This is a genomic window from Mucilaginibacter sp. RCC_168, from assembly GCF_041355315.1.
In the GTDB taxonomy this organism is placed as follows: Bacteria; Bacteroidota; Bacteroidia; order Sphingobacteriales; family Sphingobacteriaceae; genus Mucilaginibacter.
Window position 1 is genome coordinate 1 of sequence record NZ_JBFUPN010000041.1, and the last position, 23,208, is coordinate 23,208.

Here is a 23,208-nt window from a genome sequence, read left to right on the forward strand (position 1 = left end):
TATTTTCTCCTGTGTAAATCAGAATAGAAAATATGAAAAAAATTATCTCAAATTAGTTGCTTAGATCATAGAAATCGGGGAACGAAGACAACCGACCGGAGGGAGCTCATTAATACCAATAAGAATAAGCACAGCATTAATAATCCCCGATTTGCAGAGCCACTCTGTATAGCATAGAGATTGCTTCGTTCCCCGCAATGACGCGTTTTGTGGTTGTTATAAATCCTACGTTCCTCAGGGTGACAAATCTTATAAATAAATTCACCAACAAAAAGGCCTTCTGATGTTTTTCAGAAGGCCTTTTTGTTGGTGAAAAAAGATTACTACATTTTTGTGGTATCTTTTTTAGTAGAATCTTTCTTTTCTTTTTTGTGTTTCCACTTTTTCTTGCTCTTGGTGGTATCCGTTTGCATGGTACCATCCGTTTTTTTAGTTACTGGGGCATACGCAAAAACAGTGCTGGCAGAGATCGCCGCTAAAGCGATAATACAAATTGCTTTTTTCATACTTGTTCCGTTTAAATGGTTATTTTATCTATAACAAATCAAGCATGAATTGTTTGTATTAATTTTTAATTAAATAATCGTACCATCGGGTATAACCGCACGTTTCTTGATCACCACAATGCCATCCTGTACCGTATGGGTGTCAAAATCCCCGTCGGGTAGCGTTTTACCCATGTTTATTTTAACATCGTTGCCAATGTAGGTGTTTTTATCAATAATGGCATTCCTGATCTGGCACCGCTCACCTATGCCCATTATTGGCGTTTTGCTTAATTTCAGTTCGGCTATTTGCTCAAGGGTTTGATAACTGTCGTTACCCATTACGTAGCAGTTTTCAATAATGGTTTCCACCCCAATACGCGTACGGATACCGATCAGCGAACGTGTAATCCGTTTAGCATTAATGATGCATCCATCGGCAATAATGGATTTTTCCATCGTTGTACCTGATATTTTTGACGGCGGCAGCATACGAGCCCTGGTATAGATATGATTTTCGCCAAAAAGGTTAAACTTAGGTATATCATCTGTTAAACCCAGGTTGGCCTCAAAAAACGATGGTATAGTACCAATATCTGTCCAGTAGCCTTCATATTGAAAACTGGCTACCTTATATTCATTGATAGATTGCGGGATGATCTCTTTACCAAAATCGGTACGATCATTCCCTTCCAGCAGATCATATAAAAGTTTACGGTTAAATATATAAATACCCATGGAGGCCAGGTAAACGCGGCCTTCGGCTTTCATTTCGTCGCTTACATCTGATGCCCAGCTTTCAAAATCCGATTTTGGTTTTTCAATAAAGGCGGTCACCATGCTGTTTTCATCTGTTTTTAATATGCCGAATCCCGGAACATCTGCAGCGTCGACCGGAATGGTGGCTATGGAAATATCGGCACCGGTATCCATATGATGGTTGATCATTTCCTCAAAATCCATCTGGTATAATTGGTCGCCCGACAGGATCAGCACATAATCAAACTCATGCACGGCTAAATGGTGCAAACTTTGCCTTACAGCGTCGGCTGTACCCTGGAACCAGGCACCGCTTGTTGGCGTTTGCTCTGCAGCCAGAATATCAACAAAAGCATCGCTAAAACTGCTAAAATGATAGGTGTTTTTGATGTGCTTATTTAATGATGCCGAGTTAAATTGCGTTAATACATAAATGCGCGTAATTCCCGAGTGCAGGCAATTGGAAATAGGAATATCAACCAACCGGTATTTGCCGGCAATAGGAACCGCAGGTTTTGAGCGTGTTGCCGTAAGGGGGGATAAACGACTGCCCTGGCCACCGCCAAGTACAATTGAAATTACTTTAGATGTCATATCTCGTAGGGTTTAAACTTTCATACAGATCAATATATTCTTTTGCCGAACGGTCCCACGAAAAATCGAGTGCCATCATGCGTTTGCGCAACTGCTGCAATTGAGCCGGGTTTTGATAAAGTACATTGGCGCGGAAGATAGCATAGACAATGTCATCAACACTGGCATTATTAAAACGGATACCATAGCCATCCTCATCGCCAAAATCAATTACCGAATCAATGAGGCCGCCTGTGCTTCTAACCAACGGCATAGTACCGTATCTTAAAGAGTATAACTGGTTAAGACCGCAAGGTTCCACGCGCGACGGCATCAGTAAAAAATCGGCACCGGCATAAATCAGGTGAGCCAATGCTTCATCATATCCGATAAATACATTGCACTGACCAGGATATTTATCTTTCAATTCCAGCAGGGCGGTTTCCATCTCTTTATCACCCGAGCCCAGGATCAGGAAGCTGGCCTCCGCCTCATTATCTTTGATACTCCGTTCAATGGCCTCAGGTAGCAAGTCGGCTCCTTTTTCAACCACCAATCGGCCAATAAACACAAATAGAGGCTTAGTAGCATCCAACGCAAACCTTTCACAGATCGCATTTTTATTAGCCTGTTTTCCTTTAGCTATTTGTTTGGCTGTGAATTTTGTGGCTATCATGGCATCCGTTTGCGGGTTCCATACGTCGGTATCAATACCGTTGATAATGCCATAACCTTTAGCCCTTTCTGTCCAGAACAGATACTCTAATCCGTTTGAATTTACCGTAAGCTCATGCAGGTAAGTGGGCGATACCGTAGTATATTTCCAGCAGCATTTTACTGCCGCTGCCAGTGGGTTAATGCCTCCGGCCCAATCCAGCAAACCTGTTTTTGTCAGGTCAATCTCGGGTAGGTACGACAGGTTATCCCAGCCAAAAGCGCCATGATACTGCCCATTGTGGATGGTGAATACCGTAGGCGTATTAGCCAAACGCTGGTATAATTTGGAGTGGTACAACAGGAATGGCACCAGGCCGGAGTGATGGTCATGACAATGGATCACATCGGGTGTTTGCCCGCTATAACTTATCCAATCTAAAAAAGCCAGCTGAAAAGCGATAAACTGTTCCCGCTCATCAGGATAGCTGTATACGTTTTCACGATCAAGCAGTCCGGGTATTTTTACCAGGTACAGTTCAAAGCCCAGTTTATCCGTTTTCTCTTTTAGTATTTCAAAAAAAAGCCTGCGGGTGCCGAGCAGAGTTGCGGCGCTGAAAACTACGTCAAATTCGTTTTCATGGGTGAATTTGCGGTCGTAAAAAGGCATCACAACGGCTGCCTGCAAACCCGCCTGATTTTGGTATTTGGGTAATGCTCCAACCACATCAGCAAGTCCGCCAACTTTGGCAACAGGGTAACATTCGGCACTCAGATGGAATATTTTCATTAAGGTTTTATTGGTTCAATTTAAGCAAAGATTGCTAAAAGAGAAACCTATAAGAATTAATATAGTTTTTGAAATTTAGACAGATTATTGTAAAAAACTTACTAAGGTTTTGCACCTTACTTTGCGGTATTTGCACCAAAAACACAGAAAACAGCCAATACCGGATTGAGACTTTGGATAAACTAAGCGGGCTTTGCGGTTCTAAAAGCTCTTATTATTCCTAAATAAATTGTCGTCAGCTATTGGCTACAGCTTATCAATGTTAGTTTTTTTAATTATTCTTTATTCCGCCAACTAACAAAACTGAGTATTAAGCCAATACCTACAAAGATGGCTCCGATCCACGGTGTAGCGCCTACACCTAATGAAGAGTCTATTACTATTCCACCCACATAAGCCCCAACGGCAATACCTACATTGAAAGCAGCAATATTTAGAGCGGATGCTACCTCCATTGGCGCAAGTCTTGTGTTGTGAGACGGTGAACAAAGGCAGACTTGTGACTAACTCCAAGAGCCAGGAGAACAAGCACAAGTCATCTGCCCGCTAAACATCCGCACAAGACTTGCGCTAAGTAAGAGGGTTCTTATCTATTTTGAATTTATAATTACACGCTTTACAGGTATAGTCATTAGTATTTCTCAATCCGTTAATCAAACACATTATACCAAGTACAATGAAACAAATATTTATTATGTAGTGGTCAGAAAAGAAATAAAACATGGCTAAAGAGGCAATTATACAACCGATGCCAAATTTTATTGCACCGGATTTAAAGCTTTCTACTTTATAGGTTTTACAGGATGGACATTGGATCTGTTTTTGCAAAGCTCTCTTTTAAGATTTAAATAATAAAAAAGTCTTAATTCCTGACTCTTATCTCTTGATTCTATTTTAATGCGCTTCCAGCCAGTTCAATCCCGTACCAATTTCCACCATAATAGGCACTTCGGTTTTAATAGCGGTTTTCATATGGTGCATAATGATGGGTTTAATAAGCTCAATTTCATGATTGGGCACATCAAAAACCAACTCATCATGTACCTGCATGGTCATTTTGGCATCCAGCTTTTGGGCTTTTATTTCCCGGTGGATGTTGATCATGGCTATCTTGATCATATCGGCTGCCGAACCTTGTATGGGGGCGTTAATGGCGTTTCGTTCTGCAAAACCGCGTACGGTTGCATTGGCCGAATTGATATCGCGCAAGTACCTGCGCCGGCCCATTAGTGTACATACATAACCGTTTTCGCGGGCGAAGTTCATAGTATCGGTCATGTATTGCTTAATACCGGGGAATTGCGCAAAGTACTGTTCAATAATGTCGGCGGCTTCTTTACGCGGGATACCCAGGTTTTGCGATAAGCCAAATGCTGATTGGCCGTAAATAATACCAAAGTTTACTGCCTTAGCATTACGGCGCTGGTCGCTGGTTACTTCATTTAATGCTACTCCGTATACATTAGCTGCCGTGGCTGTGTGAATATCCAGGTTATCAATAAAGGCCTGCATCATATTCGGATCCTTACTGATCTCGGCAATAATGCGCAGCTCTATCTGAGAATAATCCGCCGATACAATGCTGTGCCCGCTATCACGCGGAATAAACGCTTTCCTTACCTCACGTCCACGCTCGGTACGGATAGGTATATTTTGCAGGTTGGGGTTCACACTGCTCAAACGGCCGGTTGCGGCCACCGCCTGGTTGTAAGAGGTATGCACACGCCCGGTTTTAGGGTTAACCATCGTTGGCAACGCATCCACATAGGTTGATTTGAGTTTTTGAAGCTGGCGAAAATCCAGGATGTCCCTTACAATATCACTTTTGGCAGCAAGGGATAACAATACGTCCTCTCCGGTTTGATACTGACCGGTTTTGGTTTTTTTGGCTTTAGGGTCAAGCATCAGTTTTTCAAACAGTACCTCACCCAGTTGCTTCGGCGATGCGATGTTGAATCTTACGCCTGCTTTTTCGTACACTGTTTTTTCAAAACCGGCAATATCGGTTTCCAACTGTTTAGAAAATTCGCGCAGGGTATCATGGTCGATCTTTACGCCCTCAAACTCCATATCGGCCAGCACATATATCAGTGGGTGCTCAATTTCGTTGATTAGTTTTTCGCTTTCTACCTGCTTCAGTTTAGGTTCAAAAATATCTTTAAGCTGTAAGGTAATATCGGCATCTTCGGCGGCGTATTCTTTGATCTTTTCTATCTCCACATCGCGCATATTGCCCTGGTTTTTACCTTTCGGACCAATAAGCGTAGTAATGGAAACCGGTTTATAACCCAGGTAATTTTCTGAAAGGATATCCATACCATGGCGGGTATCCGGATCGATCACATAGTGCGCCATCATGGTATCAAACAACGCGCCCTTTACTTCAACACCATACCATTTGAGTATCAGGATATCAAATTTAATGTTTTGCCCAATTTTGCTGATGCCTTCATGCTCCAGCACCGGCTTAAATTCAGTCACTATACTTTTGGCATCGTCCTGATTTTCGGGAACGGGCACATACCAGGCCTCGCCCGGTTTTACCGCGAAGGATAATCCCACCAATTCGCAATGATTGGCATCGGTGCCCGTAGTTTCGGTATCAAAGCAAATGGTTTGCTGTTTAAGTAATGTGGCAATGAGTTCCACCCGTTTCTCCAGTGTATCAGCCAGGTGATATTCGTGCGGTACGTTGTCGATATTTTTAGCGGCAGTAGCAGGCGGTTCATAAATGTCCTCTACATCAACGGTCATGGTAGTACGGGCGGTAGCTACCGGTTCGCCAAACAGATCGGTTTGTACCGATACGGCTTTCATTTCGGTCACGCTGAAATCGTCGCCAAAAACCCGCCGGCCTAAGGTGCGGAACTCCAGTTCGGCAAAAAGCGGCTCTAAAAGGTCTTTGCTTGGTTCGCCCATTTGCAGCCCTTCTTCATCCAGCTCAACCGGAACATTCAGCAGAATGGTAGCCAGTTTTTTAGAAAGCAAACCCTGCTCGGCGTATTGCTCTACGTTTTCGCGCTGTTTACCTTTTAACTCGTGACTATGGGCGATGATCTCTTCCATCGAACCATATTGTTTGATGAGGGCTTTGGCTGTTTTTTCGCCGATGCCGGGGATGCCGGGGATATTGTCAACCGCATCACCCCATAAGCCCAGAATGTCAATAACCTGCTCTACGCGTTCAACTTCCCATTTCTCCAATACCTCTTTCACGCCCAGAATCTCCATTTCGTTACCCATGCGGGCTGGTTTATAGATACGGATATTTTCGGATACCAGCTGGGCAAAATCCTTATCTGGGGTCATACAGTACACCTGATAGCCCTTTTGTTCGGCTTTTTTGGCCAGGGTACCAATGATATCATCAGCCTCATAACCGTCAGAAGTAATAACCGGGATATTGAAACCCAATATCACCTTAATTACATAAGGAAGGGCTTTGGACAGATCCTCAGGCATGGCCTCGCGGTGGGCTTTGTAATGCTCATAATCGGTATGGCGCTCGGTTGGCGCTTCGGTATCAAATACCACGGCCATATGTGTTGGTTTTTCTTTTTTCAAAACATCCAGCAAGGTATTGGTAAAACCCATTACAGCCGAAGTGTTTAAGCCATTCGAGGTAAACCGCGGACTTTTACTTAATGCAAAATGCGCCCGGTAAATAAGGGCCATGCCATCCAAAAGAAATAGTTTTTTCATTGATATTTTACACTAATTGCACCAATTTATATCGCCACTAATTACACGAATTTCTTTTTGGATTATACGAATGCTTAGCGGCTTAACAGTATAATGGTTCTGTACAAAAATAGTATTTATAGGCACAATGGAACTATTTATCGGCTTTATAATTAATTTGTGTAACCCGATACCATTCGTCTTATTCGTGCCTGTTTCAATTCGTGTAGTTCGATATCATTCGTGTAATTAATGCTAACTAAAGTCGCAGCTGGCCAGGTGATCGTTCACCATTCCGGTAGCCTGCATGTGCGCGTAACAGATAGTGGTGCCAAAAAATTTAAAGCCCCGTTTTTTCATATCCTTGCTAATGGCGTCAGATATGGGTGTACTGGCAGGTATATTTTTTTCAGGGTGATTGATCAGGGGCTTACCATCAGGCATAAAACTGTACAGATATTTATCAAAAGAGCCAAACTCTTCCTGCACTTTAATAAACAACTGCGCGTTGTTGATAGCAGCCAGAATTTTTAAGCGGTTACGGATAATGCCCGTATCCTGCATCAAGCGCTCCACGTCCTCATCAGTAAAGGCGGCTACTTTTTTCACATCAAAATCGGCAAAGGCCTTCCGGTAGCCTTCACGACGACGCAAAATGGTGATCCAGCTTAACCCCGCCTGTGCCGATTCAAGGATCAGGAATTCAAACAGGGTTTTATCATCATGGACTTCTTTTCCCCATTCTTTATCATGGTACTCCATGTACAGCGGATCAGTCCCAGCCCAGGAACAGCGGGTTAAGTCGGAAGTCGAAAGTCTTGAGTCAGAAGTCATTTTATTGTGGTTTTAAGAAAAGCTTTAACTGGATTAGGCCTATTGAAACTTTTCAGGGTTATTCATCATGTAAATTAATAAATAAGATATTTCTTCACTTTGTTTATTGAGTCCCTGGAATGTCTCAGCTGTAATATATTTACAAGCTAATGATGCATCAAGCCACGCTTGCGTTTCTGCATTTTCCATTTCCGCATCTGTAAGCTTGCTTATAAAATGATTAGGGTATTTCCGCTTTTTATATGATTCCGCAATAGATGCAAATACTGATCGCGACGATCTTCTTATTTGATCAATCAAACTATAAGTTTCCTCCTTGGGAAAATCTTTCGTCAGCCAAAAAATTTCCATCGATAAAGAAAATGCTTTCTTATAAACTATCAAATCTCTAAACGAAGACATACTTTTGAACTTTAATTTAAGACTTAAGACTCCCTACTTATGACTCAAGACTTAATTCATCCCAATACTCCACCGCCCTCCGGTAGTGGGGGATTACAATGGAGCCGCCTACCAGGTTAGCTATCATAAATATCTCGTTCATCTCGTCGCTGTTAACCCCTGCTTCATGACATTTGCCCAGGTGGTATTTGATACAATCGTCGCAGCGTAAAACCATACTGGCTACCAGGCCCAGCATTTCCTTGGTTTTAACATCCAGCGCTCCATCGGCGTAACTGGTGGTATCCAGCGCAAAAAAACGTTTAATATTGGTGTTGGCGGTTTCCATGATCCTGTCGTTCATTTTAGTACGATAGGCGTCAAATTCTTCTACAAGTTTTCCCACGGAATTTTTATTTAGTGAATTAGTGATTGTTAAAACTTTTTAAAGTTATGATTTTAACATTTTTTGGCTCAAAAAGTCTGTCAAAACGGGTCAAAAACTGCTTAAAACTTACTCAAAAACATTTCTTTTAACTCTTTTAACAATTTTTAATGCGTTTTGAAAGGTTTAAAAAGTATCAAATAAGTACCGTCAATTATCTACATACCGAAGGGTCGGCTTTTTTGTTACCTTTTTCTTTCAAGCAAACAGCCTGGCTTTATAAAAGGCCAGGCTGTTACTCATACAAACTTACTAAATTAATTAGCATTTAAATGGCGCTGGTCTCAAATTTTCTGAAGAAATTTTCGCTAATAGCATTACTATGTTTTATTTAATATACTTTTGCATACCTAATTCTTATAAATGAAACGATTATTTTGCCTTGCATTTTTATTATCACAGGCATCCCTTTATTTACACGCACAAAGCAATTTTAAGCCCGGTTATGTTATTGACAGTAAAAACGATACCCTTAAAGGGTTTGTCGATTACCGTGAGTGGATAAAAAATCCCCGGGAAATCTCCTTTAAACAAACACAGACGGCCGCTCCGCAAAAATTTACGGTGACAAACGCCAACGGCTTTGCTATAACAGGAGCAGAATATTATGACAAATTTACCCTTAACATAAGTACCAGTACGATTGAACTGGCCCAACTAAGTCATTCGCTTGATACTGCTTATACCACCGACACCGTTTTCTTAAAAAACCTGGTTAACGGTAAAAACGTTTCCCTTTATATGTGGACCGACAAAATTAAATCGAGTTACTACATTTTTGACAAACACAGCCATACTATTGAAAACCTAAAGCAATACCTGTATTTTAACGAGGATCGCCAGTCTGTTGCCAACGTTAACAGCTATATCAACCAATTACTCAGGTTAGCTCATCAATATCAGCCCGGTGATACTAAAATTCTTACCAGGATACAGAAGACTGATTATTCCGAAACCGACCTTACAGCAGCTGCCATCGCGTTAAATGGGGGCAACGCAACACAGCAGTCGGTCCACTCCAATTCAGGCGTTCGTTTTTTTGCAGGGGCGGGAGTACGTTACAGTAAGCTTCAGTTTAACAGTTCGGCGGGCGCTGCCGGTCCGTTTAGCAACGGCATACATGATAATTCCGTTTCGCCGGTTATTACAGCCGGGATGGATGTCCTGATCAATAAGTATACAGAGAAGTTACTTTTCAGACTGGAGTTAGCCGCAGCCATCAACAGTTATCATTTTTCTGAGGGATCAAGCGAATACACCACTACAAAAACGCTTGATGTCAAGATATACCACTTTGCTGCCATACCGCAGGTAATGTATAACTTTTACTCTACCGATAACCTGAAAGCTTTTATTGATGTTGGCGTGGCCATGAATATTTATAAATACAATAATTACAATTATGCTACCATTTATCACTTTAGCACTGTAACCACGGTAAGTCAAAGCAAATACCCCGTTTTTCAGGGCTTTGAATTCGCAGTGCCGGTAAAAGCAGGCGTTCAGATCAATAAACGCATAGAAGTTTACGGAACTTACTGGCTGCCATCATCACTCACCAAATACATTTATTATTCGGCAGATCAATCTGCATTCCAGGCAGGTATTAATTATATTTTCCGGTAGCTGACCTATATTTCAGGACCGTCTTTTTTATCTTTGGATCATCCGGGTAAAGAAGGCGGCTTTTTTATACCTGTAGATTTTTTATCAAGCATAAGCCATGATTAACTTTAAACGCGCCGACCATATACACATCTGTGTTCCGCCCGAAAGAGTGGAAGAAGCCCGGCTGTTTTATACCAACACTATTGGTCTGGAACCAATTGAGCGTCCATCCGTATTTTCTTCAGCGGGTTACTGGTTCAGGATAGCGGATATTGAACTGCACATTGGGGTAGAGGATAGGCTGCCGCGTTCTATCAGGCATACGGCATTTGAGATTAGCGATGTATTGGCCGCGCGCAAATACCTGGAAAACCAGGGACTGGAGATATTGGAAGAACCGCTGATTGCTGGCCGCGAACGTTTTGCGTTCATTGATCCGTTCGGTAACCGGATGGAACTGTTGCAGCTATTATAAAGCCAGCTCGATATTCGGATCCCAGAACACGGTTTTAAAATCCTGCACCTGGTCGTCAATTACTTTCACCCCCTCGCCTTCCAGCAGTTCTGCCATCAGGTTGCCGCCGAAATGAAATTTAGCCGTAAGCAAGCCCTGCCGGTTCACTACCCGGTGCGCGGGTACTTTAGGCACCACTTTGCCCGCCGCCTGCATGGCATAACCAACCATACGCGATGAGCCTTTGGTTCCCAGATAGCTGGCAATGGCGCCATAAGAGGTTACCCTACCCACCGGGATGAGCCGGGCCACCTGGTATACTTTGTCGAAAAAATTAATATCGTCCATGATAAAAAACTTAAAGTCGAAAGCAGAAAGCTTAAAGCTAAGATATTGTTTATAAACATAAACCCATGTCATTGCGAGGAGGAACGACGAAGCAATCGCATACTTTACAGAGTAACTTGCATAGTTCGCGATTGCCACGCTACGCTCGCAATGACATGTTTTTTCCAAATCTTATTTTAAGCAAACGAAAACTTAAGGTAGTTAATGTTCTTATTATCCTTTAAATATTTTTTTTCGTAATAGGTTTTAATGGATAATACATCATTGGCATAAGGCGAGTGATACAGATCTTCGGTTCGGATATGGAGCTTGAGTTTCAGATCCTCAATCTTTTCGGCAGTGTACGCATGCAGGCCATCATTGTCGGTTTTTAAATTTACACAGCCGCCCGGTTTTAATATTTCGATATATTTATCCAAAAAGCGGGGAGAGGTGAGGCGTTTTTTTTCACGGCTCAATTGGGGCTGTGGATCGGGGAAGGTTATCCAGATCTCATCCACTTCGCCGGGAGCGTAGTAATCAAGTAAATTTTCTATCTGGATGCGCAAAAAGGCCACATTAGGCACATTCTCTTCCAGCGCGGTTTTGGCTCCGCGCCAAATGCGGTTGCCCTTATAATCAATACCAATAAAGTTTTTATCAGGAAATAACGTGGCCAGGTTCACGGTGTATTCGCCCTTACCGCAGGCCAGCTCCAACACTATCGGGTTATCGTTCTTAAAAAACCTCTTACTCCATTCGCCTTTAAAAGGTTTACCGGCATCTAATTGTAATACATTGCTAAAAGTGTCAATTTCAGCAAAGCGTCTAATTTTATCTTTTCCCACTTTTTTAAATAAAGTGCAAATATCAAGTCTATAGCCCTTAGCCGCAAGTCATAAGGTCATTTTTTTCGTTTTCTCAAAAATCATATCTTCTGCAAGGCAGAGCCGATTAATATTACCTGTGATAAACTAAAAAAGACGCAAAACATGCGTCTCTATATCAATACTTATGACTTTCTACTTCAGACTTAAGACTTAGAAAAACTACATCACCACCGGCGGCGGCACATTGGGCATCCCTCCTTTATGTGTAGTTTCTGGCTTACTTTTAATAACAGAAAGGGCCACAGATTTTATTTTATCCCACAAGCCATGTATCGAATCGCCGCTAATATAATTGGAGGCTTTTTGCGATACCAGACCTACTAATGTTTTAACTAAAATATTGGAGCGTTTAAACAGCGTTTTATTCAGGGTTACCGGTAATACGATTCTGGACAGCAGACCAAAAAAATCCTGGTTAAAAATACTGGGCTGATCGTCTCCATCTCTGTTACCCGCATTTAGCAAAGACATAATACTGCCAAATATGGCCGAAGGACTGTTAAAGCGCTTGGCCAGTTCTTCGCCCTGGCGGGCTTCAATAACGCGTATCCTTGCAATCTCTTCCTGCAAATCACTGATGTTTTTTATTGAAACGTCCATGCTTTATTTTTTAAATAGTTTTTGTATGAAAAGGTTGATCAGCGGCTTTTCAATACGCTCTTTATTGAGCTTGATAACAATAGCGATTATTAAATAAATAAGCGCTACACAGCCAAAGCCCTCCCAATTGGAATCTAACAAATAAGCGAGGTAAAAAGCCAAAGTAAGACTGGCGAACATAAAGGCCAGTACCATACTGATAGCAGTAATGGCATCGGTGATCATACTGGCTAAAATTGAAGTTCCACCTTCAATAGCCTCGTATTTCAAAAGCTTAAAACGCGTTTCGGCATATTCCTTCAGCTGATCAACAATGGGAGGTAGTGGTGGTGGTGTTTCTTTTTTAGCTTCCATAGATGTAGTTTTATAAAAGTATCAAGTTGATATTGGTATCAAGTAGCGAGTATCAAGTATCACGACAACTGCATTTGTTTTAAGACGTTCGCAAAAAAGTCTTGATACTCGCTACTTGATACTAATTAAGCATGTTCCAGATCGTCCTGATACTCTTCTTCGGCCCCTCTGATCTTTGATTTTATATTTTCAACCACCTTATCTTTAAAACCTACCAGGTTATCGATCTCAGCTGCTGCGGTATCTTTTATTGATTCGCCCAGGTTTTTTAATGATTCGGTAAGTTTGTCGCGTGTTTCGTTACCTTTATCTGGTGCAAATAAAATTCCCAGGGCTGCTCCTGCTGCCAAACCTGCAAGCAATGCAACAACTACTTTTGTGTTATCATTCATTGTAATATAATTTTAAGTTGAACATTCTTTTTTTAAGCGTCAGTTTTCAGTGTCTGTTGTCTGAATCTACTGTCAATTTCTTTTTACCAGATCTAGGTATCCCGCACCGCAATCATCACTCGCACGTCCCGCTCCGGCTCTCACACCATACGCTTATACCCGATCCGCAATATATAGATTAAATATCCTGCCAAATATTACAGATCGGTCATTTTTTCTGAAATTTCTGTATAATTTATTTTTTTAACTCCCAATATGCCCTGGGCAATGTTCACAAAAGTGTTCAATTTGCCCTGCTAATTTTCGGGCATTGTATGTATCCGTTCCAATCTGTCGGCAGCCATCCTGTTGGTTTCGTATATCTCCAGCAATAATAAAAAATATGACAATAATACCGGGCCAAAAACCAAACCCAGTATACCAAAAAGCGGTAATCCTATAAACACCCCTATAACCGAAATAATAGGGTGCGTATTGGCTATACGCTTATTGATGATCATGCGTAAAACATTATCAATATTGCCTATCACCAGTAAGCCGTAAATGAGCAATAAAACCCCTTTTAGCGTATGTCCCTGCGCAAATAGTAAAATACTGGCAGGTATAGAAAGTGTTGGTGCGCCAACTACAGGCAAAAAGGATATAAAAGCGCCTATTACCCCCCAGAACACGGCATCGGGTATACCAAACGCATAAAAGCCTATGGCCAGCAGCGTTCCTTGTATTACGGCAATTATTCCTTGTCCTAAAACGTTTGAATAGGTAGAATCGCGTAGGGCCGATGCAAATTTCAGAGCATGCTGTTCACGAAATGGGGCATATTTTAATAAACCTGCCTCAAATTCACGGATTTGCGTTAACATGAAATACAGCAAAAAGTACAGAACCAATAAGGTAATAATGATATTGGCCGCGCTGCTTAATATCGACGGAAAAAGTTCGGTACCAAATGAGCCAAGTTTTTGAAGCGTATTTTCGGCAAAACGGGGCTGATTAAGATTAGTTGCAGCAAAGGCATCGATCTTGGATGTCCATTGTTCAATGGGCAGGGATTTAATATCAATGCTGGATATTTTACCCACCACCATGATACTAAGCAACAGGAAGGGAATAACGATAACTATAAGTGATGTAAATATGATAAGCAAAGCCACCGCCACCCGGTTCCAGCCTTTTTTTTCAACAAAGTAAAGGTACACCGGTCTGAAAATGGTAAACAGCACAATGGCTCCCAATATGGAACTGAATAAACCGCTTAACGCGTACAGCAAAAAACAACCCAGTATAATGATACTTACCAGGATAATGTTATTGCGTTGCTTATAATTAAAAATTGACATTTAGTATCAAGTAGTTAGTATCAAGTATCACGACCTTAGTTACAGATTCCTGATAAAATTGTTTTTGATAATGCTTGATAATTATAGCATCCGGCATTTAGTGTCAATTTACAAAAATCTTGATACTTGATACTACTCAGCGTTTAGCAAATTGTTTATCTGGGTTGAACTTGTTAAAATAGTATCCAGGTAAAATACACAATCGTCAGAAAGATCAGGTATCTCATATTTCAACTGTTCCAATGCCAGGTGAATATTAGAGAGTTGATTTTTAATATCATGTTTTAGCTTACGCAGGTTATCATCGCTGCTTCTTGCTTGTTGATCTTCCATTTTATTTAAGGTTGATGGCCTTCATCTTATTATACAACGTTTTACGATCGATATTTAATATTTCGGCCGCCTTTGTTTTATTAAAGTTCACCTCTCTTAAAACTTTAATAATGGTTTCATACTCGGCTTCGAGGGCCGCGTTTTTGAGGTCATGCCGTGGTTCCTTTACTTCGGGCGCTTCGCTCACCTGACTGTAGGCCTGTTCAAACGATGGCACTTTAAAGTTGGAGATCTCCAGCGGCAACGCCTTCATTGTGATCTCATTGTCCTCGGCCAGCAAGGCTGCCCGCCTGATCACATTTTTCAGCTCGCGGATATTGCCGGGCCACCTGTAGTTCATAAAACAATCGATCACTTCGGGTGCAAACGTAGTTACATTACGACCGAGCTCATTGTTGGCTATTTTCAAAAAATGTTCGGCCAGCAGCATAATATCGCCGCCACGCTCGCGCAAGGGCGGCATATATATGGTAAATTCATTAAAGCGGTGGTACAGGTCTTCCCTGAACTTGCCTTTTAATATACCATCCTGCAGGCTCTCATTAGTAGCTATAATAATGCGCACATCCAGATCGATCTCTTTAGTGCTGCCGATCCTTTTAACTTTGCGTTCCTGAACGGTACGCAGCAAGGCCGCCTGTATCTCATAGGAGAGGTTGCCTACCTCGTCCAAAAACAAGGTGCCGCCGTTGGCCATTTCAAAGTGCCCTATTTTTGTATACAGCGCGCCGGTGAACGAGCCTTTTTCGTGTCCAAAGAATTCGCTGGCTGCCAGCTCTTTGGTTAATGAGCCGCAGTCCATCGCAATAAAAGGCTGATTATGCCGATGGCTGTTCAAATGTATGCTTTTAGCCACCGACTCTTTACCCGTGCCGCTTTCGCCCAATATAATTACGCTGTAATTGGTGGGCGACACCAACTCTATCTGACGCTGCAGCTCTTTGGATGATTTGCTGCTGCCGGCAACAAATTCGCTGGCAAACACCAGTTTTTTATTGTCGCGGCTTTTTGACTTTTCGGCAACTACGTTATTGTCGCTCCCGGTATCTTCAACCAGAGCATAATGCGTTTCAACAGCCTTATTAATAGTATTTAATATTTCGTCGGGATATAAAGGCTTGGTGATATAATCATAAGCGCCCATTTTTATCAGCTCAACCGCCATTTTAATATCCGAGTATCCCGTAATAATAATAACCCCGGTTTTAGGATATTGGGTTTTGATATTCCTGAGCATTTCGCGGCCATCGGTGTCTTCCAGCCTGAAATCACATAGCACCAGGCTAAATTCATCATTTTTAAGGGCTTCCATGCCGCTTGTACCACTGGAGGCGGTACTCACATCAAAGCCATTGCGGGTTAAAAATTTAGATAGCAATAAAGCCACATTAACTTCATCATCAATGATGAGGATTTTCTTCATAAGAGCAATACTGATAACGGTAAATGTATTAAACGCGTTTAAGTTACAAACAATGTTGCTAATTTATGGAGCTTTATTTAAAAATGGCCCTTTAAACACAAAAAAGACGCAAACAAAAAGGGAGGCCGATTGACCTCCCTTTTTGTTAATTAGGTACATGTAGGGCCATATTAGAAGCCGTATGCTACACGGATACCTAAGAAGCTTACTTTGCTTTGGTCAATACCAGTAGCATATTTTGTAGTTGCTTCGTAACGGATACCAGCGTCAATAAAGTTACCGTTTGCGCTAACAGGGAATTGAACACCTACTTGCGGAGCATAAACAAATGCGGTTGATTTGTTAGCGTCAACATCTTTTTTGTTTAACAAAAACGCTGCACCAGCTTCACCTTGTACATAAAAGTTTGGAATAACAAAGTATTTTAAACCAGCTTTTACAGGGATCAGGTGAAAATCTGTTTGATCAAAACCAGCAACACCACCGATATCTTTTTTACCAAATATGTTGTTATAACCTGCGTTAACAGTAACAAATAACTGGTTTGAAATAACCGGGATATCCGCTTGTACCGAACCACCTAAATTCCATTTGTAGTTATCTTTAAAGTTACCCAATGGGATACCTGCGTCAACACCAATGCTGTAACGGATACCGTCTTTAGCGGTGGTTGATGTAGAAGTAGTAGTTGGGGTAGTTGTTTGTGCTTTAGCGCTAAATGCAAATCCTGCAAATGCTAAAACAAGGGCCGAAATTTTAAATGTATTTTTCATAACAATTGTGTGTTTTTGATATATGTTTTTTAAACACAATGCAAAGTAAAGCACAGAATCATATATGATTTTTCATCCAAAAGTCATGAATATTTAATCGATTGATTAACAATGATTTATTTTTTGACCATTCGGGTATCTTGGTCAGACCATTGTCAAATTGAAAGTTTCCACACCTGTTTGTGTCAAATTAACATGGAATTAACATAGCTTTTCGCCCGGTAAAAAGCCTGTTTTCTGCGTGTTTTATAGCTGATTTTAGTTTTGGGTGATAGGAGGCAGTATCAACCTTTGATCAAAAAGCACCAATCGGGAATGTTATTAACAAAATCTTAATACAACAGGTAAGCAGGTCACTCTCCCTTAAACGCGGCTTTGCGTTTTTCTAAAAAGGCAGCAACGCCTTCTTTAAAATCTTTAGTACCAAAGCATTTTCCAAACTGCGTTATCTCGATACTATAACCATCCACACCATCGGTAAACCCGGCATTTACGGAGTTTATAGCGGCTGCAAGGGCCAGCGGCGCACGCTGTAATATCTTTTGTAATAATTCTTCGGCTTTGATCAACAGATCTTCGGGGCAAACCACATGGGTAACCAGGCCGTACTGATGAGCCTCAACAGCGGTGATCATATCGGCTGTCAGTATCATCTCCAGCGCCTTGCCTTTTCCAATAAGCTGCGCCAGGCGTTGGGTACCCCCATAGCCGGGTATTAAACCAAGGGTTACTTCGGGCAGCCCCATCTTCGCGGTTTCGGAGGCTATGCGAATATGACAGGCCATCGCCAATTCCAAACCACCGCCCAGTGCAAACCCGTTAATGGCGGCTATAACGGGCTTATTGCCGTTGGCAATCAGGTTAAATACTTCTATTTGTCCTTTGCGGGCAAGGGCCGTACCTTCATCAACATTCAGGTTGGCAAATTCGCTGATATCGGCGCCGGCCACAAATGCCTTGGCACCTGTTCCGGTAATAATAATACCACCAACATCCGGGTTCTTAAAAGCATCGGCAAAAGCCACATGCAACTCCATCAGGGTATCCCTGTTGAGCGCGTTGAGCTTGCTTTCGCGGTTAATGATGATGTATTGTATGCGCTCTTTATTTTCTATCAGCAGATTTTGAAATTCCATAGGATTGTTTCATTTAAAAATTACGGTGCTGGTGCACCCATTCTGTAATATAAGCTACAATGTCCTGCGTACTGGTTCCGGGTGGAAAAAGCTCGCCCACGCCCGATTGTTTCAGTGCTACCATATCTTCGTGCGGGATAATACCACCACCGGTAAGCAGCACATCATCCATCTCTTTTTCCTGCAGCAGTTTAATGATCCGCGGAAAAACCGTCATGTGTGCGCCCGATAATATGGATATGCCAATGGCGTCCACATCCTCTTGTAAGGCGGTGTTAACCACCATTTCGGGGGTTTGGCGCAGGCCGGTATAAATTACTTCCATCCCGGCATCACGCAGAGAGGTAGCAATAATGCGTGCGCCGCGGTCGTGCCCGTCAAGACCTACTTTGGCAACTAAAACACGGATTGGTCGGTTAAAGGTATTACTCATGTAAACCGTATTGGTTGACGTAAAAGTAATAAGAAAGCCGTGAATATTTCGGATGTCGGATATTTGATTTCGGATTTTGTTACCGAGTATACAATGTTTGACTTCCGCCTTTCCCTTGTCCGGCAAAATCAATCTTATAAAATTCAAACTGCCGATCCTTCGTAAAAACTTTTTAAAGCTCTGTTTTAACACTTTTTTGTTCGAAATGAGGGTAAAAACCAGTTAAAAACCATCCGAAATTTATTCAAAACCATCGATTTTAACACTTTTTAACAAATTCTGAACAGGATCTATATGATTTAAAAAGATTTACAGGATTGATATTCAAATAACAACATACCAAACGGTCGATCTTTGAGTCGTTTTTACTATTTAACCAAACAGCCCTGCTTACGTTTTTCAAAGTAAGCAGGGCCGGGGAATGATGTACTTAAATGTACAAAAAATATTCGGGGATTACAATGGGATACGTTGTAATTTGTCTGGCGGCATCGACTCACCCGCCCATTGCTTCGCTCGGGCACCCTCTCTCCGGCTGCGCCGCAAAGAGGGGTTTGGGAGGCTCTTTTTCTCAACGCGTCATTGCGAGGTACGAAGCAATCTCTACGTAAGCAGATCGGTTATTCAAGGCTTAAACTGTTATATTCGCTCTGTAAAGCTTAGAGTTAGTATGTTTGAAAAACAAGCTTCGGATAGAAGTTTCACAGTAACTTAAAGTTAACAAAAGTGAAAACTAAAACCCGAAGCCATGGAAACAAATTTAAGAGATTGCTTCGTACCTTTATAGCAATGACGTTTTTTTTATTTCCCTACCCTCTTTCCGCCAAAGGCGAAGAGAGGGCCGACCAGCGTAGCGTAGTCGGGGTGAGTCGACGTCGCTGGTGTCAAAGCGCCATAAAATGAACCCAACAAGGCCTTCATGATAATACTCCGTATCGCGTCTGATCGATAACTTAAACCTTGTAAAAACAAACTACTGTCTTTTTAACCTGTATGTATAATTATACCCCGTGCCTTTTTTCACCAGGATCAAGCTATCGCCTTTAGTTGTTGCGGTATAGACCCCGTTAAGCAGCAGGCCCCAGTTAAAATTGGCGGTATGTACTATACTGTCGGTAAAAGTTATTTGATTATTATTAACTACATAACTGCCCCGGCTTAAAACGCCGAAGGTGGTATTCAATGATCCCTGGTAGGCTTTACCGGAAATAATAACATTAGCTGTTGTATTAATTGAGCCGGGACCAGAAGAGGTAAATGCCCCGGTATAGCTTCCATCTAATTTTTTAGAAAGTGGGGTTACTTTATTTTTAGTACACGCAGTAAAACTTAGTATAGCGGACAGTAAAATTAAAAAGACAGGGGTTTTCATAATTTGGTTTTTTAATCATTACGCACAGTTGAGCAATGACGTAACAGGTTGATGAAAATCCTTTTCGGAGAGGCATGTATGGTGCAGACCCGCTCTTGGCCGCGGGGAGGGGCAGTCACGTTTTTCGCTAATGCTGCCCCTACAGCCCCACAAGTCCATCATGTTCTGTCCGCTTTCGTCCGAAGTTGTTCTGCTGGCGGGGAAAGGAAATTCAATAAGTCATTAACTAAAGCGTGGCCAGCCAAGGGGTTCACTTGGGCTAAAGCCCATAGCTATTTACTTGTAATCCGTTGGTTAAAACCAACAGCAATAAAGGGTAAATCAATTAGTTTTCCATTCATTGCCGTCCCATTTATGGGACGAATAATAGAAGCATTTGATGGCTTTAGCCAAAAACGATCTTCCGAACACCTATAGCTCCATCACCAAACCAATTTATACCCATGCCCCCGTACAGTAATGATCTGCACATTGGGGTCGGCTTTTAAATGTGTGCGGAGTTTGCTGATGAACACATCCAGGCTGCGGGCATTAAAAAAGCTGTCATCGCCCCAAATGGTTTCAAGCAGGGTTTTTCGCGATAATATTTGTTGTTGGTTTTTACACAGTAATCTTAATATCTCACTCTCCCGGCTGGTTAAAGTCCATTGGTTTACGCCCTGCTGAACCGTATTTTTAAACGGGTTAAAAGTAATACTGCCTATCTGATGGCTTTCGCCCGGGGGCTTGCTGGTACGAAGCAGGCGGTTATCGCTCAGCAATACTTTAATGCGTACCACCAATTCCTCTACGGCGAACGGCTTTTTTAAATAGTCATTAGCGCCCGATTCAAACCCGGCCACCACATCCTTAGGCTGCGAGCGAGCGGTTAAAAATATGATGGGTGTTATTTTGTCGGTTCCACGTACCTGGTGGGCCACCTCAAAGCCATCCATTTTGGGCATCATGATATCCAGCACCAAAATATCGGGCTTATCATTTTTATATTTTTGCAGGGCCTGTTCGCCATTGGCACAAAGAATCACTTCAAAACCATTCTCTTCCAGGCTTTCGCGTACGATGTGAGCCAGAGCCAGCTCATCTTCGGCCAGCAACAAGCGTATTTTACTCATGTTGTATAGGTATTGATAGTATAAACTGACTGCCGGTATTCACTTCGCTTTTCACAGTTACCTGGCCACCATGCGCTTCTGCAATATACTTCACATAACTTAAACCAAGCCCGGTACCCTTCACATTGTGCACATTACCGGTAGGTACCCGGTGAAATTTTTCAAAAATGCGTTCCTGATGCGCCGCCGGGATGCCCATGCCCTTATCGCTTATCGAAAAAACGATCATGTTGCCATCCCGGTATACCTCTATCTTAATATCGGCCGGCTCGGTGGAATATTTAACTGCGTTATCTAAAATATTCAATATGGCATTACCAAAGTGCAATTTATCAGCTACAATCTGCTCAACCCGATCCCTGTTACTATAGGTAACGGTAACCGTTTTACCGGCTTTGGCTTTTTCCGTGGCTATCAGCTCATTCATCAGGGCATCAATCTGTATCTTCTCTTTCAATAAAGTTATTTTATCGCGTTCAAAAGCTGCTACATCAAGCACTTTGCTCACCAACCCGTTTAGTTTCACCAGTTCATTCCGGGAGGTTTGCAGGTAGCGCTGTGTTCTTTCGGGATCATTAAGGGCGTTGAATTTTTGCAGGCCTTCAATGGCTACAGTTATAGTGGCTATGGGCGTTTTTAATTCATGCGTCATGTTGTTGATAAAATCGTCTTTCAATTCGCCCAATGCCTTTTGCTGATTGATTATTTTGATAATATAATAAAAGCAAAATATGGTGAACAATACCAGTAATGCCGACAATAGCAGGGTGATCATCATCCCTTTGATGACAGCATATTGTGGATTGCGGATTACCGCCTTTGCAAATAACGTAAATTCATCTTGCCGGGTGTAATGCGTCAAAAAAAATATAAAGCCATGATATTGATAAACTTTTTCATTGGTTTCGCCGTCATGGAAATTGAAATTTTGCGGCGATTGCTCTTTGTTAGACAGGCTTAAAATAAACGGTGCATCAATATTCCTTTTTTGCAGTTCCAGCGCAAAGTACCGGCTTAGCTTTAAACTATCGGCCTGTTTATAGTTGGGAGGCAATGCCAATATATCACCTTCAGATGAAGTCCGCGCCATCTGGTCGATACCTAAAAAAGTAGTGAGCTCTGTCATTAAAACCGGCTCATAAAAAGACATCTCGGTGAGCACCTCCGCAACAGTGGCTTTATGATTGATCATAGCCCTATAATAGTTATAAGCACCAGCATTGGTTTGAAACGGGTTACTGTTTACAGACCCGTGAAATGAGAACCCAATATTAAGCACCGGGTTTACCTTGTTTGGAGTATTTACTTTTGAAGGTGTATCGATGGTAATAACACTGCTGGGGTCAGAAAGACGTTTTACCAATACAATTCTGACGGAGTCAAAATAGTCTTTTTTACACCTGTCCATAGCAAGCTCCATGGCGACGATTACTTTGCCATCAAATATCTTTTTATTGATGGTATAAGCATTGATGGTCCAGTACAGTTGAAAAACGATAATACCGGTTAACGATATGGCGATTAAGATTAATACAACTTTAAGTTTCCTTTTCATGATTAATGGATTGATGAATATAAAAGTAAATACATCAATAGCAGCCTGTATATTCTGTTAACATTGCTTAACATTAAATAATAAAAATTAAGGTTGGGGGTATACAATTTCCCTCTTGAGGGCTGCTGTGTGGACACATCTTGAAAACAACCGACAGGATAATATGCTCCGTTAGAAGCTCCTTGTTTGTAGCACTTAATATATCCTTTGCCTCGTAGAGCATGTCATTATTTAAAAAATTTGCAAACTCCTTAGGGGTTAAAGCTTTGTAGAAAAAACCCGGCTCCCATTCAGTGCCGTAGGTACTGTACTCGGGTTGCATACCTACGGCATGCTAAATGATGGTTGTTTGTTTTCTACAAAGCTTTAACTCCTACGGAGCATCCTTAAATAATGACATTGCTTTATGAGGCCACCCCATAATAGCAAATGCGATTATCTGCTAATTAGAGGTTGCACCTACGGAGCAATCTTGTTTTTGATTTGATCTGCTACAAACAGGTA

The 23,208-nt window shown here is 41.8% G+C and carries 24 protein-coding genes; 2 read left to right on the forward strand and 22 right to left on the reverse strand.

All coding sequences use genetic code 11. From position 1 onward, the window contains the following. Positions 1-323 precede the first annotated feature (323 nt). The 8 genes from AB6735_RS26950 to AB6735_RS26985 form a co-directional block, all read right to left on the reverse strand. Positions 324-506, reverse strand: a complete 183-nt coding sequence (locus AB6735_RS26950) for a hypothetical protein (RefSeq protein WP_370999293.1) — start codon at positions 504-506, stop codon at positions 324-326. A 69-nt stretch (positions 507-575) separates the two neighbouring features. Continuing rightward, positions 576-1,838 carry a glucose-1-phosphate adenylyltransferase gene (locus AB6735_RS26955; RefSeq protein ID WP_370999294.1) on the reverse strand — a complete coding sequence of 421 codons (1,263 nt, stop codon included), beginning with the start codon at positions 1,836-1,838 and terminating at the stop codon, positions 576-578. Then, a complete protein-coding gene (locus AB6735_RS26960) occupies positions 1,828-3,261 on the reverse strand; it encodes a glycogen synthase (RefSeq protein WP_370999295.1) in 1,434 nt (477 codons plus the stop codon). Before AB6735_RS26960 ends, AB6735_RS26955 begins: the two co-directional genes overlap by 11 nt. 275 nt (positions 3,262-3,536) lie before the next feature. Next, positions 3,537-3,716, reverse strand: coding sequence for a hypothetical protein (locus AB6735_RS26965; protein WP_370999296.1), 180 nt, complete (start codon positions 3,714-3,716; stop codon positions 3,537-3,539). Positions 3,717-4,155: 439 nt separating this feature from the next. Next, the gene (gene polA, locus AB6735_RS26970; RefSeq protein ID WP_370999297.1) at positions 4,156-6,963 is read right to left on the reverse strand and encodes a DNA polymerase I; all 2,808 of its coding nucleotides are present in this window, start codon (positions 6,961-6,963) and stop codon (positions 4,156-4,158) included. Positions 6,964-7,197: 234 nt separating this feature from the next. After that, positions 7,198-7,776 (reverse strand): DNA-3-methyladenine glycosylase I, encoded by a 579-nt coding sequence (locus AB6735_RS26975; protein WP_370999298.1) that lies wholly within the window; start codon positions 7,774-7,776, stop codon positions 7,198-7,200. A gap of 39 nt (positions 7,777-7,815) precedes the next feature. After that, positions 7,816-8,178 (reverse strand): four helix bundle protein, encoded by a 363-nt coding sequence (locus tag AB6735_RS26980; protein WP_370999299.1) that lies wholly within the window; start codon positions 8,176-8,178, stop codon positions 7,816-7,818. Positions 8,179-8,215: 37 nt separating this feature from the next. Next, complete coding sequence (locus AB6735_RS26985; protein WP_370999300.1) at positions 8,216-8,563, reverse strand: carboxymuconolactone decarboxylase family protein; 348 nt, start codon at positions 8,561-8,563, stop codon at positions 8,216-8,218. 402 nt (positions 8,564-8,965) lie between these two features. Between AB6735_RS26985 and AB6735_RS26990 the strand changes: the two genes are divergently transcribed. Next, positions 8,966-10,228 carry a hypothetical protein gene (locus AB6735_RS26990; RefSeq protein WP_370999301.1) on the forward strand — a complete coding sequence of 421 codons (1,263 nt, stop codon included), beginning with the start codon at positions 8,966-8,968 and terminating at the stop codon, positions 10,226-10,228. Positions 10,229-10,325: 97 nt separating this feature from the next. After that, entirely contained in the window at positions 10,326-10,685 is a 360-nt protein-coding gene (locus AB6735_RS26995; protein WP_370999302.1) for a VOC family protein, read from the forward strand. Here the strand turns inward: AB6735_RS26995 and AB6735_RS27000 are convergent. From AB6735_RS27000 to AB6735_RS27065, 14 genes are all read right to left on the reverse strand, one after another. Next, complete coding sequence (locus tag AB6735_RS27000) at positions 10,680-11,012, reverse strand: MGMT family protein (RefSeq protein ID WP_370999303.1); 333 nt, start codon at positions 11,010-11,012, stop codon at positions 10,680-10,682. The two genes, AB6735_RS26995 and AB6735_RS27000, sit on opposite strands and share 6 nt — an antisense overlap. A 176-nt stretch (positions 11,013-11,188) precedes the next feature. Then, positions 11,189-11,839 (reverse strand): tRNA (guanosine(46)-N7)-methyltransferase TrmB, encoded by a 651-nt coding sequence (gene trmB, locus AB6735_RS27005; protein ID WP_370999304.1) that lies wholly within the window; start codon positions 11,837-11,839, stop codon positions 11,189-11,191. Between the two features lie 201 nt (positions 11,840-12,040). Next, complete coding sequence (locus AB6735_RS27010) at positions 12,041-12,481, reverse strand: hypothetical protein (RefSeq protein WP_370999305.1); 441 nt, start codon at positions 12,479-12,481, stop codon at positions 12,041-12,043. Positions 12,482-12,484: 3 nt separating this feature from the next. Then, positions 12,485-12,835 carry a phage holin family protein gene (locus AB6735_RS27015; protein ID WP_370999306.1) on the reverse strand — a complete coding sequence of 117 codons (351 nt, stop codon included), beginning with the start codon at positions 12,833-12,835 and terminating at the stop codon, positions 12,485-12,487. Between the two features lie 125 nt (positions 12,836-12,960). Then, complete coding sequence (locus AB6735_RS27020; protein ID WP_172334398.1) at positions 12,961-13,227, reverse strand: YtxH domain-containing protein; 267 nt, start codon at positions 13,225-13,227, stop codon at positions 12,961-12,963. A gap of 296 nt (positions 13,228-13,523) precedes the next feature. Then, the gene (locus AB6735_RS27025) at positions 13,524-14,567 is read right to left on the reverse strand and encodes an AI-2E family transporter (protein ID WP_370999307.1); all 1,044 of its coding nucleotides are present in this window, start codon (positions 14,565-14,567) and stop codon (positions 13,524-13,526) included. Between the two features lie 132 nt (positions 14,568-14,699). Further along, the gene (locus tag AB6735_RS27030) at positions 14,700-14,900 is read right to left on the reverse strand and encodes a hypothetical protein (RefSeq protein WP_370999308.1); all 201 of its coding nucleotides are present in this window, start codon (positions 14,898-14,900) and stop codon (positions 14,700-14,702) included. A gap of 1 nt (position 14,901) precedes the next feature. Then, positions 14,902-16,323, reverse strand: a complete 1,422-nt coding sequence (locus AB6735_RS27035; RefSeq protein WP_370999309.1) for a sigma-54-dependent transcriptional regulator — start codon at positions 16,321-16,323, stop codon at positions 14,902-14,904. Between the two features lie 170 nt (positions 16,324-16,493). Continuing rightward, on the reverse strand, positions 16,494-17,096 hold the full coding sequence (locus tag AB6735_RS27040; protein ID WP_370999310.1) for a hypothetical protein: 603 nt from the start codon (positions 17,094-17,096) through the stop codon (positions 16,494-16,496). Between the two features lie 353 nt (positions 17,097-17,449). Beyond that, positions 17,450-18,232 carry an enoyl-CoA hydratase/isomerase family protein gene (locus AB6735_RS27045; protein WP_370999311.1) on the reverse strand — a complete coding sequence of 261 codons (783 nt, stop codon included), beginning with the start codon at positions 18,230-18,232 and terminating at the stop codon, positions 17,450-17,452. A gap of 13 nt (positions 18,233-18,245) precedes the next feature. Continuing rightward, the gene (locus tag AB6735_RS27050; protein ID WP_370999312.1) at positions 18,246-18,665 is read right to left on the reverse strand and encodes a cobalamin B12-binding domain-containing protein; all 420 of its coding nucleotides are present in this window, start codon (positions 18,663-18,665) and stop codon (positions 18,246-18,248) included. Positions 18,666-19,638: 973 nt separating this feature from the next. Then, a complete protein-coding gene (locus AB6735_RS27055) occupies positions 19,639-20,037 on the reverse strand; it encodes a hypothetical protein (protein ID WP_370999313.1) in 399 nt (132 codons plus the stop codon). A gap of 422 nt (positions 20,038-20,459) precedes the next feature. Further along, complete coding sequence (locus AB6735_RS27060; RefSeq protein WP_370999314.1) at positions 20,460-21,149, reverse strand: response regulator transcription factor; 690 nt, start codon at positions 21,147-21,149, stop codon at positions 20,460-20,462. Next, positions 21,142-22,704, reverse strand: coding sequence for a sensor histidine kinase (locus tag AB6735_RS27065; protein WP_370999315.1), 1,563 nt, complete (start codon positions 22,702-22,704; stop codon positions 21,142-21,144). Before AB6735_RS27065 ends, AB6735_RS27060 begins: the two co-directional genes overlap by 8 nt. Positions 22,705-23,208 lie beyond the last annotated feature (504 nt).

Bases quoted from the DNA above. Each gene is read 5' to 3' on its own strand.
- AB6735_RS26990 (WP_370999301.1), top strand. From the start codon at position 8,966: ATGAAACGATTATTTTGCCTTGCATTTTTATTATCACAGGCATCCCTT.
- AB6735_RS26960 (WP_370999295.1), bottom strand. From the start codon at position 3,261: ATGAAAATATTCCATCTGAGTGCCGAATGTTACCCTGTTGCCAAAGTT.
- AB6735_RS27020 (WP_172334398.1), bottom strand. From the start codon at position 13,227: ATGAATGATAACACAAAAGTAGTTGTTGCATTGCTTGCAGGTTTGGCA.
- AB6735_RS27035 (WP_370999309.1), bottom strand. From the start codon at position 16,323: ATGAAGAAAATCCTCATCATTGATGATGAAGTTAATGTGGCTTTATTG.
- AB6735_RS27025 (WP_370999307.1), bottom strand. From the start codon at position 14,567: ATGTCAATTTTTAATTATAAGCAACGCAATAACATTATCCTGGTAAGT.
- polA (WP_370999297.1), bottom strand. From the start codon at position 6,963: ATGAAAAAACTATTTCTTTTGGATGGCATGGCCCTTATTTACCGGGCG.
- AB6735_RS27030 (WP_370999308.1), bottom strand. From the start codon at position 14,900: ATGGAAGATCAACAAGCAAGAAGCAGCGATGATAACCTGCGTAAGCTA.
- AB6735_RS26980 (WP_370999299.1), bottom strand. From the start codon at position 8,178: ATGTCTTCGTTTAGAGATTTGATAGTTTATAAGAAAGCATTTTCTTTA.
- AB6735_RS26955 (WP_370999294.1), bottom strand. From the start codon at position 1,838: ATGACATCTAAAGTAATTTCAATTGTACTTGGCGGTGGCCAGGGCAGT.
- AB6735_RS27040 (WP_370999310.1), bottom strand. From the start codon at position 17,096: ATGAAAAATACATTTAAAATTTCGGCCCTTGTTTTAGCATTTGCAGGA.
- AB6735_RS27015 (WP_370999306.1), bottom strand. From the start codon at position 12,835: ATGGAAGCTAAAAAAGAAACACCACCACCACTACCTCCCATTGTTGAT.
- AB6735_RS27050 (WP_370999312.1), bottom strand. From the start codon at position 18,665: ATGAGTAATACCTTTAACCGACCAATCCGTGTTTTAGTTGCCAAAGTA.
- AB6735_RS27065 (WP_370999315.1), bottom strand. From the start codon at position 22,704: ATGAAAAGGAAACTTAAAGTTGTATTAATCTTAATCGCCATATCGTTA.
- AB6735_RS26950 (WP_370999293.1), bottom strand. From the start codon at position 506: ATGAAAAAAGCAATTTGTATTATCGCTTTAGCGGCGATCTCTGCCAGC.
- AB6735_RS27060 (WP_370999314.1), bottom strand. From the start codon at position 21,149: ATGAGTAAAATACGCTTGTTGCTGGCCGAAGATGAGCTGGCTCTGGCT.
- AB6735_RS27055 (WP_370999313.1), bottom strand. From the start codon at position 20,037: ATGAAAACCCCTGTCTTTTTAATTTTACTGTCCGCTATACTAAGTTTT.
- AB6735_RS26965 (WP_370999296.1), bottom strand. From the start codon at position 3,716: ATGGAGGTAGCATCCGCTCTAAATATTGCTGCTTTCAATGTAGGTATT.
- AB6735_RS26975 (WP_370999298.1), bottom strand. From the start codon at position 7,776: ATGACTTCTGACTCAAGACTTTCGACTTCCGACTTAACCCGCTGTTCC.
- AB6735_RS26995 (WP_370999302.1), top strand. From the start codon at position 10,326: ATGATTAACTTTAAACGCGCCGACCATATACACATCTGTGTTCCGCCC.
- AB6735_RS27000 (WP_370999303.1), bottom strand. From the start codon at position 11,012: ATGGACGATATTAATTTTTTCGACAAAGTATACCAGGTGGCCCGGCTC.
- AB6735_RS27045 (WP_370999311.1), bottom strand. From the start codon at position 18,232: ATGGAATTTCAAAATCTGCTGATAGAAAATAAAGAGCGCATACAATAC.
- AB6735_RS27010 (WP_370999305.1), bottom strand. From the start codon at position 12,481: ATGGACGTTTCAATAAAAAACATCAGTGATTTGCAGGAAGAGATTGCA.